The 19,335-nt window shown below is 65.0% G+C and carries 15 protein-coding genes; 11 read left to right on the top strand and 4 right to left on the bottom strand.

Going from position 1 to position 19,335, the window contains the following annotated elements:
* Positions 1-180: 180 nt before the first annotated feature.
* The 4 genes from SR858_RS07695 to SR858_RS07680 all read left to right on the top strand — a co-directional run bounded on the left by SR858_RS07695 (position 181) and on the right by SR858_RS07680 (position 5,703).
* Positions 181-570: a BlaI/MecI/CopY family transcriptional regulator gene (locus tag SR858_RS07695; protein ID WP_019922167.1), complete on the top strand. Its 390-nt coding sequence runs from the start codon at positions 181-183 to the stop codon at positions 568-570.
* Positions 567-2,300: a M23/M56 family metallopeptidase gene (locus SR858_RS07690; protein ID WP_019922166.1), complete on the top strand. Its 1,734-nt coding sequence runs from the start codon at positions 567-569 to the stop codon at positions 2,298-2,300. The genes SR858_RS07695 and SR858_RS07690 overlap by 4 nt, the downstream gene beginning before the upstream one ends.
* Before the next feature lie 103 nt (positions 2,301-2,403).
* Complete coding sequence (locus SR858_RS07685) at positions 2,404-4,560, top strand: TonB-dependent receptor plug domain-containing protein (RefSeq protein WP_019922165.1); 2,157 nt, start codon at positions 2,404-2,406, stop codon at positions 4,558-4,560.
* Positions 4,561-4,584: 24 nt separating this feature from the next.
* Complete coding sequence (locus SR858_RS07680; protein ID WP_322534518.1) at positions 4,585-5,703, top strand: patatin-like phospholipase family protein; 1,119 nt, start codon at positions 4,585-4,587, stop codon at positions 5,701-5,703.
* Between the two features lie 2 nt (positions 5,704-5,705).
* On the opposite strand, the gene SR858_RS07675 is transcribed toward SR858_RS07680, so the two are convergent.
* Positions 5,706-6,065 (bottom strand): hypothetical protein, encoded by a 360-nt coding sequence (locus SR858_RS07675; protein ID WP_040377851.1) that lies wholly within the window; start codon positions 6,063-6,065, stop codon positions 5,706-5,708.
* Between the two features lie 186 nt (positions 6,066-6,251).
* Here SR858_RS07675 and SR858_RS07670 point away from each other — a divergent pair, with 186 nt between their 5' ends.
* The gene (locus SR858_RS07670; RefSeq protein ID WP_154819900.1) at positions 6,252-7,277 is read left to right on the top strand and encodes a type II asparaginase; all 1,026 of its coding nucleotides are present in this window, start codon (positions 6,252-6,254) and stop codon (positions 7,275-7,277) included.
* A 1-nt stretch (position 7,278) separates the two neighbouring features.
* On the opposite strand, the gene SR858_RS07665 is transcribed toward SR858_RS07670, so the two are convergent.
* Together SR858_RS07665 and SR858_RS07660 are read right to left on the bottom strand one after the other, a co-directional pair.
* Positions 7,279-7,902 (bottom strand): flavin reductase family protein, encoded by a 624-nt coding sequence (locus SR858_RS07665; protein WP_019922161.1) that lies wholly within the window; start codon positions 7,900-7,902, stop codon positions 7,279-7,281.
* A gap of 117 nt (positions 7,903-8,019) precedes the next feature.
* Complete coding sequence (locus SR858_RS07660; protein WP_019922160.1) at positions 8,020-8,610, bottom strand: FxDxF family PEP-CTERM protein; 591 nt, start codon at positions 8,608-8,610, stop codon at positions 8,020-8,022.
* 319 nt (positions 8,611-8,929) lie between these two features.
* Here SR858_RS07660 and SR858_RS07655 point away from each other — a divergent pair, with 319 nt between their 5' ends.
* The 6 genes from SR858_RS07655 to SR858_RS07630 all read left to right on the top strand — a co-directional run bounded on the left by SR858_RS07655 (position 8,930) and on the right by SR858_RS07630 (position 18,633).
* A complete protein-coding gene (locus SR858_RS07655; protein WP_019922159.1) occupies positions 8,930-10,876 on the top strand; it encodes a CocE/NonD family hydrolase in 1,947 nt (648 codons plus the stop codon).
* 197 nt (positions 10,877-11,073) lie between these two features.
* Positions 11,074-12,723 carry a methyl-accepting chemotaxis protein gene (locus SR858_RS07650; protein ID WP_019922158.1) on the top strand — a complete coding sequence of 550 codons (1,650 nt, stop codon included), beginning with the start codon at positions 11,074-11,076 and terminating at the stop codon, positions 12,721-12,723.
* Positions 12,720-14,513, top strand: coding sequence for a sensor domain-containing phosphodiesterase (locus tag SR858_RS07645; protein ID WP_019922157.1), 1,794 nt, complete (start codon positions 12,720-12,722; stop codon positions 14,511-14,513). The genes SR858_RS07650 and SR858_RS07645 overlap by 4 nt, the downstream gene beginning before the upstream one ends.
* A gap of 64 nt (positions 14,514-14,577) precedes the next feature.
* Positions 14,578-15,105: a sigma-70 family RNA polymerase sigma factor gene (locus SR858_RS07640; protein ID WP_019922156.1), complete on the top strand. Its 528-nt coding sequence runs from the start codon at positions 14,578-14,580 to the stop codon at positions 15,103-15,105.
* Position 15,106: 1 nt separating this feature from the next.
* A complete protein-coding gene (locus SR858_RS07635) occupies positions 15,107-16,078 on the top strand; it encodes a FecR domain-containing protein (protein ID WP_019922155.1) in 972 nt (323 codons plus the stop codon).
* A gap of 86 nt (positions 16,079-16,164) precedes the next feature.
* Positions 16,165-18,633 carry a TonB-dependent siderophore receptor gene (locus SR858_RS07630; protein WP_019922154.1) on the top strand — a complete coding sequence of 823 codons (2,469 nt, stop codon included), beginning with the start codon at positions 16,165-16,167 and terminating at the stop codon, positions 18,631-18,633.
* Between the two features lie 42 nt (positions 18,634-18,675).
* On the opposite strand, the gene SR858_RS07625 is transcribed toward SR858_RS07630, so the two are convergent.
* Positions 18,676-19,173 carry an FKBP-type peptidyl-prolyl cis-trans isomerase gene (locus SR858_RS07625; RefSeq protein ID WP_019922153.1) on the bottom strand — a complete coding sequence of 166 codons (498 nt, stop codon included), beginning with the start codon at positions 19,171-19,173 and terminating at the stop codon, positions 18,676-18,678.
* Between the last annotated feature and the right edge of the window lie 162 nt (positions 19,174-19,335).

The raw sequence follows: 19,335 nt of genomic DNA, 5'->3' as shown, positions 1-19,335 counted from the left end.
CCGATGCTGGTAAAGCGAACCATTGTATAGCGCGCCGGCTGCCGTGATACTTAACAAAAACTTAATGGTAGCACATAAAAAATTTATTCAAAGCAATGTTACAAACTGCGACACTATCGCTTGACGATTGCGCGACAATTGTCGCACAATAACCCCATTCGTCGCAAAACAGGAAAAGTCATGTCCAATCCTATCCCGTCGGTCAGCGAACTGACCTTGCTCAAGGCGCTGTGGAAGCAGCAACCGCTGAGCGCCCGTGAAATCCACGACGCTGCCGCCGACGAACTGGCGTGGTCGTTCTCATCGACCCGCAAGACGCTCGACCGCATGCTCGACAAGGACATGATCGCGGTTCACGTCATGCACGGCGTCAATGTGTACAGCCCCCGGCTTGACAAGGTGGGCACGCTGGCCGCGTTCGCCCACGACTTCGGCCGCCGCGTGATGGAACTGGATGCACCGCTGCCGGTGGCGATGTTCACCGGCAGCAAGCTGGTGGACCAGCAGGAACTGTCCCGGCTCGAACAAATGCTCAACGACTGGCCGGACGACGCGGCGGAACAGCCATGAGCGCGCTGACGATGGCAACGCCCACGCTGCTGCTGTGGCAATGGCTGCTGGCCTGCTTCGGCTGCGTGCTGGCCGGACTGCTGGTGCATGCGGCGCTCACACTGGCAACACGCACCTGGCCGGCACTGCACGGCCAGCGCCTGGTGTGGCTGGCTGCGCAAGCCGTGGTGGCCGCAGTTACGCTGCTGCCGTTTCTGCCGGCGCTGGACCGGGCGGCGATGCCAACGTTGATTGTCGCCGTGCCCGCGCCGCTCGCCCCGGCGCTGCCTTCGTCAATCGTGCGTACCGGAACCACGCCTGCTGCGGTCACTGCACCGCCAACTATTTTCACTGCGACAGCAAGTGCCGTTGCCGAAACCAGGACCAGGGTCGGCGCGAGCGCTGATATTACCGCTGCCACGCCTGCGACTGCGATTACTACAGTCAATCCCGCGCCCTTCACCGTTACTGTAGCGGCGCTGCTTGCCTGGGTACCGTTGCTCTGGGCCGCCATCTACTGTGCCGGCCTGGCCTGTGCCGTGCGGCGCATGTTGCGCGCCTGGCGGTTGTGGCGCGGCCTGCTGGGCGGCGCACGGCGCCTGTCGCGGCAGGCGCTGGGCGCGCACGGCGGCTTCGACGCGCGCCAGCTGTATGACATCGCCCGCCACCGCGTGACGGTGATGGAAACCGATGCGGCGGTCTCGCCGATGCTGGTGGGCGCATGGCGGCCGGTGCTGCTGCTGCCACGCCACCTGCGTGATTTTCCCGTGATCGAACAACAGATGGTCATCGCCCACGAACTGCAACACCGCCGTGCGCGCGATCCCTGGCTGCTGGGCGGGTCGGCCCTGGTGCAAACGCTGTTGTGGTTCAATCCCGCGCCGCGCTGGTTCGGCGCGCGCCTGGCCTGGGCGGTGGAACTGGCATGCGACCGCCGCGTGCTGGCCGGTCGCCCGCCGCAGCAGCGCAAACAGTACGCTGGCGCCCTGCTGGCCCAGTGGCGCGCGCAACTGCTTGCGCCGCCTGCAGCCGCCCTCGCCTTTGGCGGCGCCGACGCGCACACGGTGGGCGAGCGCATCGAACAGCTGCGCCACGCCAGGGCGCCTGCGTTGCCAGCTGCCGGCGCCTGGACCGTGGCGGTAATGCTGATCGGTGTGCTGACTGGTGGCGCATTGCTGCGCCCCGCACTGGCGGTAGGCACTGTGCCGGCATTAGCAGCGGACACTTCGCCGGTGCCAGCAGGACCTGTCGTGGCGCCCACCGCGCCGGCCGCTTCGGCGTCAACGTCAGCCCCCATCGCCTGGCACAACCCGCTCGACAAGATGCGTGTCTCCGGCTTTTTCGGCGTGATGCGCAGCGTTTCGCCACGGCCCAGCCAGGGTCTCGACCTGCCGGCGCCGGTGGGCACGCCGGTGCGCGCAGCTGCTGCCGGTACCGTGCTCGCTGCCGGCAAGCTGGACGAAAACAACGGCCGCTACGGCACCACCGTCCTCATCGCCAGCGGTGATGGCAATCTCACCCAGGCGCTCTACGCCCACCTGGACACCACGGCGGTGCAACCGGGCGCAAAGGTGGCGGCGGGCCAGGTCATCGGCACCGTCGGCGTGACCGGCTTTACCACCGGCCCGCACCTGCACTTCCAGCTGCGCCAGAACGGCCGGGCCATCGATCCCGCCACCGTGCTTGCCGGTCTCGACCAGCATGCGACCAGGCGCGCACTTGCCGTGCGGCGCCAGCAACTGGGCTATTAACCACCGATAACCATGCCTGCATCCGCCACCCGACCGGTGGCGGACAGGCCTCTTATCGTCCGCGTTTTGACGATCCGTTTCAAAAACCCCCACAGGAACCACCATGTCACTTCCGATACTGGCCGCCAGCATGCTGCTGGCCGCGCCATCCACGCCAGCCACGCCCATCGTTGCCGAAGCACCGCAGCAGATCGACATCACCGCCGCCCGCGCCGACGTGCGCCAGCGCGAAACCACCACCGCCATCGTCGTCACCCACGCCGAGCTGGTACGCCAGGGCGACCAGACCCTGGCCGACGCCCTCAAGCGCCTGCCCGGCATCAGCATCTCGGGCGTGCCCGGCCAGGGCGGCGAGATCAGCATGCGCGGCCTGGGCAAGGGTTACACCCAGATCCTGCTCAACGGCGAGCCGGTGGCGACCGGTTTCTCGCTCGACTCGGTGGCGCCCGAGATGATCGAGCGGGTGGAAATCCTGCGCAGCGCCACGGCAGCGTCGAGCAACCAGGCGGTGGCCGGCAGCATCAACATCATCCTGAAAAAGGCGGCCAGGCGCGGCCAGCGGTCGCTGGCCGCCAGCGCCACCCGCCGTGGCGGCACCACGTCGCCCACCCTTACCGCGCAGTTGTCGGACCAGGCGGATAAGCTCTCGTACAGCATAGCCGCCACGCTGTCGCGCCAGCGCACCGAGGAAGCCATTGCCGACGACGAAACACTGACCAGTGATGACGGCGTGGTCACGCTGCGGCGCCATACGCCGCAACCGAAGTCCAGCCGCAACGACAATTTGACCTTGACGCCGCGCGTGAGCTGGACCCTGGGCGGCGGCGACACCCTAGCCTGGCAAGGCTTCGCCAACCTGCGCCATTTCGATGTGCGCAACCGCGCCGACGAGCAAACGCTGGTGGGCGATGCCAGCGAATTTCCGCATTTTGTGTCGGACTACCACGCCCGCATCACCATGCTGCGCAGCGACCTGCAGTGGAACCACAATCTCGCCAACGGCGACAAGCTCGAAACCAAATTGGGCGCCAACAGCAACCGCCGTAGCACTGGCTACGATTTTTATGGCATGGACGCGAACGGCGCGCCGGCCGTGCACCGCCACGTCGATGCCGGTCCCACCGAAACGGCCGTGACGTTCACCGGTACCTGGCGCCACCCGGTGGGTGCGCGCCACGCGCTGGCGATCGGCTGGGACGCCAGCCGGGCGCGCCGCGACGAAGACCGCAGCGAAACCATTTTTGACGGCGCCGGCACCCGGACGGAGGCCAGCAACGCCGACTACAGCGCCGTGGTCAAACGCCTGGCGCTGTTCGCGCAGGACGAATGGGAAATATCGAAACAGTTTTCGGTGTATGCGGGACTGCGCCACGAGCGCCTGCAAACGGCCAGTCGCGCGCTGGCGGCCAATTCGCCCGATGCGCTCGATGTCACATCGGCCGTGTGGAGTCCGTCGCTGCAGGCACGCTACGCACTGCCCAACCGGGACGTGCTGCGCCTGGCGCTGGCGCGCACGTACAAGGCGCCGACGCTGGCCAAGCTGGTGCCGCGCCGCTACACCATGGACAATAACAACAACCCGACCAATCCCGACGAACAAGGCAACCCGCTGTTGCGCCCCGAACTGGCCTGGGGCCTCGACGCCGCCTACGAGCGCTACCTGGGCGACGGCGCCCTGGCCAGCGTAAGCGTGTACTGGCGCCGCATCCGCGACGTCACGCAAACCCGCCTGTTCCAGGAGGGCAGCGTGTGGGTGCAGACGCCGTTCAACAACGGCAACGCCAGCGTGCATGGCATCGAACTGGAAGCGAAACTGCCGCTGCATCGTCTGCTGGGCTGGACGGCGGCGCCGGCGGTGGACCTGCGCGCCAACCTGGCGCGCAACTGGTCGCGCGTGGACAGCGTGGCCGGCCCCCACAACACACTCGAAGAACAGGTGCCGGTCACCGCCAACCTCGGCGCGGACTACAAGCTGCCCGGCGGCGCCTGGACCGTCGGCGGCGACTTCACCTACAAGGGCGGCGTCACCGCGCAGCAATCAACGCAGCTGCGGCTGGGCACGTCGCCAGGCCGCCAGCTGGACCTGTATGCACTGTGGAAGCTCGACGCCCAAACCCAGCTGCGCGTGGCGGGATCCAATCTGCTGCACCAGCAGTCCCGCGACTGGCAGCAGTTCCAGGCCACCGGCCTGCGCGCGCGTTCCACCATCACGCCCACCAGCGCCGCCGTGCGCGTGATGGTGGAACACCAGTTCCGGTAGCCGTGCTGTGGTATGGTTTCACCCATGACCACAGTACCGACCTCCCCCACCCGCAACGATCGACCGTACCAGCGCTGCATGATCATGGGCGGCGGCGGTTTCCGCTTCGGCATCTACATCGGCATGTATGCCGCACTGCGCGAGGCGGGCAAGGCGCCCGACGTGATCGTGGCCAGCTGCGGCGGCGCGATTGCCGCCGCCATCATCCACAATCTGCCGCAGCCGCAGGCGCAGCGCGACTGGCTGGCGTCGCGCGCCATGTACGACTTCTGGTGCGGGCTCAAATCCACGCGCCACGCGGCGCTGCTGGCCACGCTGGCGCGGGCGGCGCGGCGCACGCTGTCGTCGGCGCGCGCGCCGGTGATACCCGACCTGTTCGGCGACTTCCTGTTCGACATTCCGTCGCAGCTGCCCTTCCCTGCGCCCGCCGGCACGCCGGAGGTCGATGTGGCCATCATCGGCGGCAAGCTGCTGTTCGATGCGCATGAGGTGGGACGCCCGCGCGGCCAGCGCAAGCTGTTTGCGGAGACCGTGTTTTGCGGCGAGCGCGCAGCCGCTGCGCTGCGCGGCATGGCGTCGCCGCTGGCAGACCCGCGCTGGGGCGAACACGCCGTGGCGCCGGAGCTGCTGATCGACAGCGGCGTGCCGATCACCGAGGCCGCGCGCATCTCGATCGCGGACATGATCTACTTCCGCTGCCGCCAGTACCAGGGCGCGGAATACATCGGCGGGGTGCTCGACCTGTTCCCGGTCGAAATCGCCCGCCAGCTGGGCGCGGAGGTGGTGATGGAGTTCAAGGAAGCGTTCGACCAGGTGTTTTCGATCCCGGCCTGGCGCTCGGTGCTGGGCCTGAACGGCAATGCGCGGCTGCGCTACGCCAACACCTACCTGGCCGACCTGCGCATCGATTCGTCCGATATCTCGAAGGCGCTGGCGCGCCAGCAATTACAGCAAAAACTGCACTGGAGCCGCAACCGCATCGAACTGGCGATGCCGCCCACGTACGACATCTTCGTGCAGCACGCGCGCGACCAGTGGCAATACGGCTACGACCGCGCCCGCGAAGCGCTGGCGCACCCCATCGGCCGCCATCCCGACGTACGGCGCGCCACGCGCTACAGCCGCCCCTTCAGCAATCAATAATACTATTTGCACATCTCGCGCCAGGATTCCTCGAACTCGTCGTGCGGCATATCCTGCGCCAGCATGGTCAGTTCGCGCGCCACCGAGATATAGCGCTGGTAGCCCAGGTAGGCGCCGAACGCATCCTTGGCATTGACTTCGCCGCAAGGCGCGCCGCCCTTGCCGATGAACTGGTTGCGAAACTGCGCCGACGCCGGTTCGCGGATTTTCTCGCGAACGTATTTTTCGCCCATGGCAATCACCGCGCTCGCTTCGCGCTGTTTTTTCTGTGCGCGGGTTTCGCCGCAGCCGGCCAGCGCCAGCATGGCGGCCACCGCCAGCAATCCGGCGCCATGCCGGCGCAAGGTGTGTGAAAAATTCATATGGTTGCTCATCTTGTCCATGATGCCAGATACACCCCACTTAACGCATCACCCCTCGGCATTGTTGACAACCACCGACTTTGTTAAACTGACCAGCTTTTAGCACTGCAACTGGAGAACGACCGCATGTCACACAACCTTCCCGACCGCCTGGTACGCACCGTACAAACCCTGCTGGCCTGCACCATGTTGTTGGGCAGTTATGCGGGGGCAGCAGAAAAGCTGGCCAATGTGACCATCCTGGCCACCGGCGGCACGATTGCCGGCAGCGGCGCCAGCTCCACCACCACGGTCGGCTACACCGCGGCCACGGTCGGTGTCGATACCCTGATCAAGGCCGTGCCGGAGCTGTCGAACGTGGCGCAGGTAAAAGGCGAGCAGGTATTCCAGATCGCCAGCGAGAACATGACCAATGAGCATTGGCTGGCGCTGGCCAAGCGCGTCAACACGCTGCTGGCGCAAGCGGACGTCGATGGCATCGTCATCACCCACGGCACCGATACGCTGGAAGAAACCGCGTATTTTCTCGACCTGACCGTCAAGAGCAAAAAGCCGGTGGTGCTGGTGGGCGCAATGCGTCCCGGCACGGCGCTGTCGGCCGACGGTCCGATCAACCTGTACAACGCGGTGCTGCTGGCTGCCAGCAAGGACGCGGTTGGCAAAGGCGTTCTGGTGGCGTTGAACGACCAGATCCACAGCGCGCGCGATGTCAGCAAGACCAACACGTCCACGCCGGACAGTTTCAAGACGCCGGAACTGGGCCTGCTCGGCTACATCCAGGGCAGCAAACCGTATTTTTACCGCGCATCCACCCGCAAGCACACGGTTGACGCCGAGTTTGACGTGAGCAAGCTGACCACTCTGCCGCAAGTCGATATCGTCTATGGCTACGCCAACGTCGGCCCGGTGGCGCTCAATGCGCTGGTGGCCGCGGGCGCCAAGGGCATCATCCATGCCGGCGTGGGTGACGGCAGCCTGGCCGCCACGGTAAAACCGGCGCTGGTGGCCGCGCGCAAGCAGGGCGTGGTGATCGTGCGCGCCAGCCGCGTCGGCCAGGGCATCCTGGCGCGCAACGGCGAAGCCAACGACGACGAACTCGATTTCGTTGCGGCCGACACGCTGAGCGCGCAAAAGGCGCGCATCCTGCTGATGCTGGCGCTGACCAAAACCACCGACACCAAGGCCATCCAGCAAATGTTCTATACCTATTGATTCATGGGTAGTCCGGCCGCCGCATCTGGAACAGGCTGGCGGCCGTGATCTCGAAGTAATCAGCCGGGCCGCCGGCGCGCAGGATGGTCTGCGAGCCCGCCGTATCGTAAATCCCATCGCGCAGCAATGCCTGCGCGATGTGCACCCCCACCACCTCCCCCATCACCAGCCACGTATTGGTGGCGTCGCCCGATGCGCCTTGCAGGCGGATGATCTGGCTGCACCTGCATTCGAACGACACCGGGCTCGCTGCCACGCGCGGCACACCCACGATGCGCGACGGCGCCGTGGCCAGGCCGGCCAGCGCGAACTCGTCCACGTCGGGCGGCGCCGCTGCGCAGCTGGCGTTCATGGCCCCGGCCAGCGGACGCGTGGCCAGGTTCCAGACGAACTCGCCGGTTTCCTCGATGTTGCGCAGGGTGTCCTTGCGGCCAATGCTGGCAAAGCCGATCAGCGGCGGGGTGTAATTAAAGGCGTTGAAAAAGCTGTATGGCGCCAGGTTGAGCACACCGGCAGCCGATTGCGAAGAGATCCATCCGATCGGACGCGGGCCGACGATGGCGTTGAACGGGTCGTGCGGCAGGCCGTGGCCTTGTGCGGGCTGGTAGAAATAGCGGTCGTCCATATTGCTCCTGGAAAGTCGGCGCCGGATGGCGCCACCGCGTATTCTGGCACAGGCCGTAAACGACTGCGGGGCGGACACTTGCGCGCCCGCCCCGCAGGGAATCACAACCAGCTAAACTTACGCTTGCTTGGCAGCCTTGCGACGACGTGCCACCACGCCCAGCAGACCCAGGCCGGCGATCATCATGGCATAGGTTTCGGCTTCTGGCACGGGTGCCATGGCCAGGTTGACGTTCGACGAGTACGAACCGCCGCCCGCGCCTTGTACCAGGCCGTTCACGGACAGGTAGTAGCTGCCGGCGGTCAGGCCGTTGGCGTTGAATTTCCAGTAGTCTTCGGTGCCCACGCCCGAACCCAGCACGTTGGTGCCGGCGTAGGTGGAGATAACGGCCTGGGTCACCGGATCATATTTCACCAGGCTGAAGCCGTTGATGACCAGATCCTGGATCGGGTTGGTGCTCAGGAAGGTCGAGCTCAAGGTGCCGGAAGCGTTGTAGTTGCCGTTCAGGGTGAACGTGAACTTGTCGCTGAAAACGTTGGACACCTGATCGGCGTCGAAGGTGTTACCGACCACGGTCTGGAAACCGCCAGCCTTGTTGCTGACCAGAACAGCCGCTTCCGTGTCCCCCACGTTTGCTGCGAAGGCCGACGAAGTCATTACGCTGGCGCCCATGATCATCGATGCGATCAGGATATTTTTGAGTTTCATAGTCATTCCGTTGAAAGATTGTTAGTTGGCGTTCCGGTACGCAGCACCGGTGACAAGATAATAAGCTAGTTGTATCGGAATCAACTGTTAGTTACCTAACACAGTGATTGCTTTTGCAAACTAGTTGGCTTCCTGGACACTTTTACATACAACCCTTGTTGTTAACAGATTCTGTGGATAAGCCTGTTAACAAGCCATGACGCCCAACTTCAAGTAGTTGTTTTTAAATAGGAATTTTGCCTTGCGTAAATTTAACGCAGCGAAAGTTATCCACTGACATTACACTAGGCAAGTTTGCTGAACCGACCACAGGAAGACCATGAACCATCGCCTGCATACCCTCGCCCTCGCCATCGCGCTGCTGGGCAGCATCGTTACCCCGGCCCAGTCCGCCGACGAACCGGCCGCCTCCACCGTCGCCAGCGTGCGCGAGCAGTACACCAAGTATGAATACCGCATCCCGATGCGCGACGGCACCCGCCTGTTCACCGCCGTGTACGTCCCCAAGGACGCCAGCCGCCGTTATCCGTTCCTGATGGAACGCACGCCGTACAGCGCTGGCGTGCACGCCGATGACGAATTGCACTACGGCGTCGATTTCTATCCCGCGCGCCTGGGCCCGTCGCCCGAGTTCCAGCGCAGCGGCTATATCTTCGTGCAGCAGGACGTGCGCGGCCGCTACATGTCGGAAGGCAAATGGCAGGAAATGACACCGCATGTAAACGCACGCCGCGCCAGGGGCGAAGGCAATGAAAGCGAGGACATGCACGACACGGTCGAGTGGCTGCTGAAAAATGTTCCCAACAATAACGGCAAGGTCGGCATCCTGGGGATTTCCTATCCGGGCTTTTACACGTCGGCCAGCATCATCGATTCGCACCCGGCCATCAAGGCGGCCTCGCCGCAGGCGCCGGTGACCGACCTGTACATGAACGACGACTCCTACCATGGCGGCGCCTTCATGCTGGCGGCCAATTTCGACTTCTACGCCGCCTTTGTCGAAGCCCAGAACCCGACCCCGCTGCCGAGGAGCTGGAGCAACTTCGACTACGGCACCCCGGACGGCTACGATTTCTTCCTGTCGCACCTGACGCTGTCCAACATCACCGACACCATGACGGCCTCCCAGCGCGCCTTGCTGATGCCGACGATTGCCAACTGGACCTATAACGACTTCTGGAAAACCCGCAACATCGCGCCGCACCTGAAAAACATCAAGGCCGCAGTGCTGACCGTGGGCGGCTGGTACGACGCCGAAGATTTACAAGGCCCGCTCACCACCTACCACGCCATCAAGCGCAATAATCCGGCGATCTACAGCGGCCTGGTGATGGGGCCATGGTCGCACGGCGCCTGGCGCCGCTACGACGGCCAGAGCCTGGGCAGCGTGCAGTTCGGCGCCAAGACCGGCGAGTACTTCCGTAAAAACATCGAGTTTCCGTTCTTCGAGCAGCACCTGAAAGGCGTGGCCAATCCCAACAAGGCGGAAGTGCATGCCTTCGAGACCGGCAGCAATGTCTGGCGCGAGTACGCGGCCTGGCCACCGAAGCAGGCGCAGGCGCGCACCTTGTACCTGGGCGCCAACGGCACCCTGGCCTGGCAACAGCCGGCGGCCGGCGGCGACGGCTTCGACGAATACGTTGCCGATCCGCGCAAGCCGGTGCCGTACACCGGCTATCCGGCCATCGGCGTGCCCAAGGAATACATGGTGGGCGACCAGCGCTTTGCCGCGAGCCGCACCGACGTGCTGACGTACCGCAGCGAGCCGCTGGACGAAGATGTGACCTTGAGCGGTCCGGTAAAACCGCGCCTGTTCGTCTCCACCAGCGGCACCGATGCCGACTGGATTGTAAAACTGATCGACGTCTATCCCGACGACTACCCGGCGGCCGCCAAGCCCGACGGCCCGCGGACCGATGTCGAGAAACCGGCCATTCCCATGGCCGGCTACCAGCAACTGGTGCGCGGCGATCCCTTGCGCGGCAAGTTCCGCAACGGTTTCGAGAAGCCGGAGCCGTTCACACCCGGCAAGGTCGAACCGGTCAATTTCAGCATGACCGACATCAACCACACGTTCCGCCGCGGCCACCGCATCATGGTGCAGATCCAGAGCTCGTGGTTCCCGCTGGTGGACCTGAACCCGCAAACCTTTGTCGATATCCCCAAGGCCAGGCCCGAAGATTTCCGCAAGGCGACCCAGCGCGTGTACCGCGCTCCGTCGATGTTTTCGGGCATCGAGGTGCAGGTGCTGCCCGGTCCCCGCTAAGCAAGCAGACAGACCATGGGAACCCTCCCATTCGAGGGAGGGATTTTCCTTGCCTGACGCAGTAAAGTTGCAACACTACTATTTCCAATAGGAAAACTCTATTGAGTTTATTTAATCTATAAACTTAACAGAATTGGTTTTAGGAAATATGATAGCGGCATCAGCTTCACTACCGTCGTTGCCACTTAAGGAATTCCATGGAAAACAATCATACCGGCCTCGGCGTCGCGGCCCGCCTGCGGATCGGCTTTGGCATCATCCTGGCGATGATGCTGGCGTTGACCGCCCTGAGCGTGGTCAAGGTCAACGCCATCGACAACAGCCTGCAGCACATCAGCGAGGTCAACAACGTCAAGCAGCGCTACGCGATCAATTTCCGTGGCAGCGTGCATGACCGCGCGATTGCGCTGCGCGACGTCACCCTGGTGGCAGACGCAGATGTGGCCGCCGTGGTGGCCCTGATCGACAAGCTCGACGCCGACTACCAGCAATCGGCGCGCCCGATGGACGCCCAGTTCGGCCAGGCCAAGGCCAAGGTGATGCCGGAGGAACGCGCCTGGCTCGACAAGATCAAGCAGAACGAAGCGCGCGCCACGCCGCTGGTCAAGCAGATCATCGAAGCGCGCCGCGCCGGCGATATCGACGGCGCGCGCAGCCTGATGCTGGGCCAGGCCAGGCCGGCCTTCATCGACTGGCTGGCCAGCATCAACGGCTTTATCGACCAGGAAGAAAAAATGACCGAGGCCGAGTCCGAACTGGCCCGCCACGGCGCCCACAACTTCCAGTCGCTGGCCTTGCTGGCGGTGGCGATCGCGATGGCAATCGGCGCCGTGGTGGCGTGGCGCGTGTCGCAGCACTTGCTGCGTGCACTCGGCGCCGAGCCGGCCGAAGTGAAGGCGCTGGCCAACGCCGTCGATCGCGGCGAGCTGTATCACCAGGTCAGCCTGCGCGATGGCGACCGCGACAGCATCATGGCGGTGCTGGTCAAGATGAGCGGCAACCTGCACGCCACCGTCACCGAAGTGCATGACGCGGCGCAGGCCGTTTCCAGCATCAGCACCCAGATTTCGGCAGGCAACCAGGACTTGTCCAGCCGCACCGAGGACCAGGCCAGCTCGCTGGAAGAAACCGCGTCGGCCATGGAAGAGCTGACCGCCACCGTCAAACAGAACGCCGACAGCGCCCGCAACGCCAGCAAGCTGGCGCGCGAAGCGTCCGGCGTCGCCAGCCAGGGCGGCGAGATCGTCGGCCAGGTGGTGCAGACCATGAACGCCATCGATGCGTCCTCGCGCAAGATCGAAGAGATCATCAGCGTGATCGACGGCATCGCTTTCCAGACCAATATCCTGGCCCTGAACGCAGCGGTGGAAGCCGCGCGGGCCGGCGAACAGGGCCGCGGCTTTGCCGTGGTCGCCACCGAGGTGCGCAACCTGGCCCAGCGCAGCTCCACCGCCGCGCGCGAAGTCAAGGCGCTGATCGACGAATCGGTGGAACGCATCCACACCGGCACCGACCTGGCCGAACACGCGGGCAGCACCATGCAGGACATCGTCAGCAGCGTCAAGCGCGTCTCCGACATGGTCGAATCGATTGCCAGCGCCAGCGAGGAGCAGCGCGTTGGTATCGAGGAGGTCAACCGCGCCATCGCCCAGATGGACCAGGTGACGCAGCAGAACGCGGCGCTGGTCGAAGAAGCGACCGGCACGGTCGATACCCTGCAGGACCAGGCCGCCCTGCTCAACCACGCGGTTGGCGTGTTCAAGACCGAGCGCAGCGCGGTGGCGGCGCCGGCAGGCCGGTCCGCACGCACACCGGAGCCGCAGTTGCTGCTGGCCGCAACGGCATGACGCTGCCGGTGCTGTTGCGGCAAAACTCGGAACCGGAGCGGGTGCGGGCGCTGCAGCAACTGGGCGTCCTCAACACCAACACCAGCGACTACTTCGACAGCGTGACTACGCTGGCAAAAACCCTGTTCGACGTCTCGGGCGCCTATATTTCGCTGCTCGACAGCGACCGTCAGTGGATCAAGTCGGCAGTCGGCTACTGCCCGCCGAACACCGACCGCGACAAGACCTTCTGCCAATACACGATCGCCCAGGCCAGCGTGCTGGTGATCGAAGACACGCTGCGCGATCCCCGCTTTGCCGACAACCCGCTGGTGACCGGGCCGCAAGGCGTGCGCTTTTATGCCGGCGCGCCGCTGGTGACGCAAGACGGCTATGCCATCGGTGCACTGTGCCTGATCGACCAGCGCACGCGCGTTCTCCCTGCCAGCGACCAGCAGCGCCTGGCCACGCTGGCCGGCCTGGTGATGGCGCACATCACGCTGGGCCGCGCGGTGGGGCACGTGGATGCGGTGAGCGGCATGCCGAATAAATACCAGCTGGCTGACGACCTGGGTGCAGCCGCCGCGCTGGCCCCGGGCGCACAACGGGTACTGGTGGACCTTGCCATGCCCGACGCCGCCCGCGCCTTCGAAATCATCCGCGTGATGGGCGCGGCCGTGCACGACCAGCTGGTGCGCGAAGTGGGCGCCCGTCTGCAACAACTGTTCGCGGATCGCGCCCAGGTCTATCACCTGGGCGACACCCGCTTCGCCCTGCTCGCGCGCGACGCCGACAGCGACGCCTTCATCGACTACCTGCACGGGCTGGACGCGGCGCTGCAAACTCCGCTCACCAGCCTCAACATCCCGCTGGTCCTGCCCGGCTTTGGCGGCATCGTGCGCTTTGCGCTGGGCGCCGATTCGACCGCCGATGCCCCGCGCCAGGCGGCCGCCGCCGTCAACCAGGCCCTGAGCGCGCAGCAGCGCTGGAGCCTGTACAGCGACACCGAAGACGCGCAACAGCGGCGTGCGTTCCGCCTGCTGCACGATGTGCGGAGGGCAATTGCCGACGGCGAGTTCGAACTGGTCTATCAACCGAAGCACGACCTGCCCTGCGGCGCCTGCCACGGCGCCGAAGCGCTGCTGCGCTGGCACCACCGCGAGCTGGGCGCCATTTCGCCGGCCGAATTCATCCCGCTGATCGAAACCACCGCCCTGATCGGTCCGCTCAGCGACTGGGTCATCAACACCGCCATCGCCCAGCTGGGCGCGTGGCATGCGGCCGGTCACCTGGTGAAGGTGGCGCTGAACCTGTCGGCCTGGAATTTCGAGGAACCGGACCTGGTGGACCGGCTGGCCGCCGCCTGCCGGCAGCATCGCGTCGATCCGCGCTACGTGGAAATCGAATGTACCGAGGGCGTCTGGATGGAAGGCGCGGACATCCTGGCCACGCTGCACCGCATGCGCGCGCTGGGCATGGGCCTGGCGCTCGACGACTTCGGCACCGGCTACAGCAATTTCGCGTATTTGCAGAAAGTGCCGGCCACGGTGGTCAAGGTGGACCAATCGCTGATCCGCCACGTCCACACCAACCCGCGCGACCAGCGCATCGTCCGCTCGCTGATCGCCCTGGCGCGCGAACTCGATTACCAGGTCGTGGCCGAAGGCGTGGAAACCGCGCAGTCGCTGGCGCTGATCCGTGAATGGGGCTGCGATGTGGCACAGGGTTACCATTTTTCGAAGCCGTTGGGGGCGGGGGCGTTTATTGACTACCTGGTGCGGCACCAGCATGGCGCAGACAACACCAGCTAGCGATTGTCTGCCAGCCCGCATCCGGCTACAATGATAACAATTCTCATTTACATTGAATTGCCAGATGCTTGCCGTATCCCCCTCCTCCAGCCCCCAGCCCGATTTCCAGGCCTTGTACACCGACCATCATTCCTGGTTGCTCGGCTGGCTCAAGCGGCGGCTGCATGATGCGGGGCTGGCTGGCGACCTGGCGCACGATACTTTCATCAAGATCCTGGTGGCGCGCGAGGCTGGCGCCATTGCCGAGCCGCGCCCGTTCCTGGCCACCATCGCCAGGCGCCTGATAGCCAACCACTGCCGCCGCGAAGCGCTGGAGCACGCCTATCTGGACGCCCTGCTGCACGCGCCGCAAGCGTGTGCACCCTCGCCCGAAACCATCGCCATCGTGGTCGAATCGCTGCACCTGATCGACCGCGCGCTTGCCAAGTTGCCGGAACCGGCCAGGCAAGCGTTCCTGATGGCGCACCTGGACGGCATGCGCTACGCCGATATCGCCGCCGAATTGAACGTGAGCACGCACTCGGTCAAGAAATACCTGACCAGGGCCAACCTGCTCTGCTTCTTTGCCGTGCCCGATTTTGCCGCGTCCTGACATGGCCGAGACCACCGTCTATGCCGATGGCCAGCCGATCGCGCTCGACATCGCCATGCAGGCAGCGCAATGGCTCACTACGCTAATGGATGGCGATGCCACGGTGGCGCAGCGGCAAGCGTGGCGCGCCTGGCGCGACGCCCATCCCGACCACGACCGCGCCTGGCGCCATATCGAACAGGTGAGCGGCAACTTTCAGGAACTCGACGCCCGCGCCAGCCGCCAGGCCCTGGCGCGCCAGCCCACCGCGCGCCGCCAGGGCTTGCGGGCGCTGGTATGGCTGGCGGCGTTCGGCGCCACCGGCTGGTTCGCCAGCCGCAGCGATACCGCGCACACCTTGCTGGCCGATGTCTCGACCGGCACCACGCGCCGCCAAATCACGCTGGAAGACGGCACTGCGCTGCACCTGAACGTCCACACGGCAGTCAATCTCCGCTACACGGCCAGCGGGCGCCTGCTGCAACTGGTCCGGGGCGAAATCCATGTGGCCACCGCGCAGGAGCACCGCACGCCGTACCGCCCGTTCCTGGTGGAGACCACGCACGGCCGCGCGCTGGCGCTCGGCACCCGCTACCTGGTACGCAAGGACGACGACCGGACCATGGTCGCGGTCGAACAGGGCCGCGTGCGCCTGACGCCACGCGACGGTGGCGCCGCCGTGATTGTCGCGGCCGGCCAGGGCGCGGGCATGACGAACAATCAGGTGCTGCCGGTGCGCGCCGTCGGCCCCGAAGCCTGGGCCTGGCGCCAGGGCCTGCTGCTGGCCGATTCCATGCGCTTGCGCGACTTTATCCACGAACTGAGCCGCTACCGCAGCGGCTTCATTGCCTGCGACGACGCCGTGGGCGACCTGCGCATTTCGGGCGTGTACCCGCTGGCCGACACCGACGCCGTGCTGCGCTCTCTGCCCGATGCACTGCCGGTGCGGGTTCAATACCGCACACCGTACTGGGTGCAGTTACAAGCAAAGTAAAAAATATTTAAAAAAACAGTACCCGTTTTCGATTCCGGCGTGACCCGTATAGGCAAAGTCAACCGACACACCACTACAAGGTCACCATGTCCCTCATCCGTACCCCGATGGCTGTTGCCATCCAACTGGTTTTTATGTCCTCGGCATTGCTGGCCGGCACCGGCAACGTGCAGGCGCAAGCCGCGCCGTCCTCTGCTGCGGCCCCGGCCAGCCATGACTTCCGCGTGCCTCCCGGCGAGCTGGGCGCCGCGCTGCGCCAGGTCGCCAGCCAGGCCGGCGTGCTGCTGAGCTTTACGCCCGAGCAAACGCGCGGCAAGACCAGCAGCGGCCTCGATGGCCGCCACACCGTACCCGACGCACTGAACGGCGTGTTGCGCGGCACCGGCCTGACTGCGGCCCTCAGCGGCAACGGCGCCTGGGTGCTGCGCGCGGCCGAAGCGCCAACCATGGGCAGCCTGCCGGCCGTCTCGGTCACGGCCCAAGGCGATGCCAGCGAGGGCACCGGCGCCTACGTCTCCACCGCAGCGCTCGGTACCGCCACGCCGCTGGGCCTGTCGCTGCGCGAGACGCCGCAATCGATCAGCGTGATCACCAGCGCGCGCATGGCCGACCAGGGCTTGACCTCCATCGGCCAGGTGATGGCGCAGGCGCCCGGCGTCACCCTGTTCTCGCTGGGCAGCGAGCGCACCGGCTTTACTGCGCGCGGTTACTCGATCACCAACTACCAGCTCGACGGCGTCAATACCCACTCGGAAAACCTGGGCCTCAATGCCCTGCCCTCGCAAAGCCTGGCCGACATGGCGCTGTACGACCGCATCGAAATCCTGCGCGGCGCCTCGGGCCTGATGACCGGCGCCGGCGATGCGTCGGGGGCGCTCAACATGGTGCGCAAGAAACCGACCAGGCAATCCCAGTCGTCAGTGGCAGGTCGGGCAGGGTCGAACCAGCAACTGCGCGGCGCCTTCGATGTATCCGGGCCACTGAATAACGATGGCAGCGTGCGCGGCCGCCTGGTGACGGTGGCGCAGGACAACGAGAGCGATATCGACCATTACCGGCACAACAAGCAGGTGCTGTACGGCGTGGTGGAAGCGGACCTGCGGCCCGGCACCACGGTAAGCGCAGGCGTGACCCACCAGCGCAACCGCTCGAAAGGCTCGTTGTCGTACCTGGGCTTCCCGCTGTTTTACAGCAACGGCGTGATGACCGACCTGCCCCGCTCGTTCTCGCCGGCAGCGCCCGGCAACCGCTTCGACACCGATTCCACCGACGTCTTCGCCACGCTCGAGCAGGCGCTGGGCAACAACTGGAGCCTGAAAGTCTCGGCCAGCCATTTGACGTCGTCGCAGGATGAACGCTCGGTGTACCTGGATGTGAGCGGCGGCTTTGCCGACCAGGCCAGCGGCGACGGCCTGCTGCTGGCCGCCAACCGCCGCAATTACCACCTGAAATCGAAAAGCTTTGACGTCAAGGTACGCGGCCCAGTCACGCTGTGGGGCCGCAAGCACGAAGTGGTGTTCGGCCTCGACTACAACGAATTCCAGAGCAAGACCGACGGCAGCTTCGACTGGAACCTGCAAGGCACACCGGTCAACCTCTACACCTGGGACCGCAACCAGGCGCCGGTGTTTGGCGACACCTACGTTACCTACGACAGCACCCGGCGCCAGTCCAGCGCCTATGCCGCCGGCCGCTTCAACCTGGCCGACAAGCTGACCCTGATCGCTGGCGCCAAGGTCATGCGCTACGACGAGAACTACGTCACCGACGCGCCGACCATCCCCTACTACAGCGCCGCGCCCGCCTCGGAAAAACACGTGGTAACGCCATACGGCGGCCTGGTCTATGAAATCAACGACATCCACAACGCTTACGCCAGCTATTCCACCATCTACCAGCCGCAGGCGGCGCAAGACCGTTACGGCAACTTGCTGGCGCCGCGCCAGGGCAAGACCTATGAAGCTGGTGTAAAAAGCGGCTGGTTGCAGGGCCAGTTGAATACCAGCGTGGCCGTGTACCGGATTCAACAGGAGAACCTGTCCGAGTCGGACCCCGGCTTCAACGTGCCCGGCACCACCATGCCCGCCTACCGCACCATCAAGGGCGCCCGCACCGGGGGGCTGGACCTGGAAGCGACCGGCGCGTTGACGCCGAACTGGAATGTTTCAGCCTCCTGGTCCTACAGCCGCACCAGGAGCAACGAAGACAAGACCATCCAGACCACCTTCCCGCGCAACCTGGTCAAGCTGTGGACCACGTACCAAATGCCGGGCGAACTCAAGCGCCTGACCGTGGGCGGCGGCTTCAACTGGCAGAGCAAGGTGTATTCGGATATTTCGGCGTGGCAAATCGAGCGCGACCTGTACTGGGAACAGAAATCGTACGCAGTGGCCAGCCTGATGGGCCGCTATGACTTCAGCGACAAGCTGTCGGCGACGGTCAATGTGAGCAACCTGTTCGACAAGAAATACACGGCGTCGGTGTCGGACTGGTGGTACTCGGGCATGTACGGCCCTGGCCGCGCGGTGGCGCTGACGGCCAAATACCGTTTCTGATGCGGTGAAGACAGCCTCCCGCACTGGGAGGCTGGTGTGACATTACTTAACGTCGAGCAGTTCGACGTCGAAGATCAGGTTGGAGTTCGGTGGAATCGGACCCACGCCGCGCTCGCCGTAACCATAGCTGGCCGGCACGATCAGGGTACGCTTGCCGCCCACTTTCATGCCCTGCACGCCTTCGTCCCACCCCTTGATGACCTGGCCGCCACCGAGCTGGAAGCTGAACGGCGAACGACCAACCGACGAATCGAACTGCTCGCCATGCTGGGCCGGGGCGCTTGGCACATACAGCCAGCCGGTGTAGTTGACGACGGCGGTGGCGCCAGCCACGGCTTCCTTGCCGGTGCCGACGACGGTGTCGATCTTTTGCAGTTCGGTGCTGGCCACCGGTGCAGCGGCTGGCGCCTCAGCCGGGGTTGGCGCCGGCGTTGTGGCCGCAGCCGGGGCTTCGGCGGCAGGCGGGGTTTCTTTTTTGTTGCAGGCGGCCAAAGCCAGCGTGAGGGTCAAACCGAGGATGGCGGAGGACAGCAGTTTCATGAGGTTCTTTCGTGATGGTTGTCAGCCGCCGCAGCATACAGCGCGGCACGCCTTCTGCCAATCTGAAACGGCTACGGTGCGCGCGGAGGTTGCCCGTGGCGTCTGCTACCTAGGAGGGAACCGTACCCGCCCACTTCGCGGGTTATGCAGCGCTGGCGACTT

The sequence above is a fragment of the Duganella zoogloeoides genome (assembly GCF_034479515.1).
GTDB lineage: Bacteria > Pseudomonadota > Gammaproteobacteria > Burkholderiales > Burkholderiaceae_D > Rugamonas > Rugamonas zoogloeoides.
This window is presented reverse-complemented; position numbering and strand designations above follow the sequence as displayed.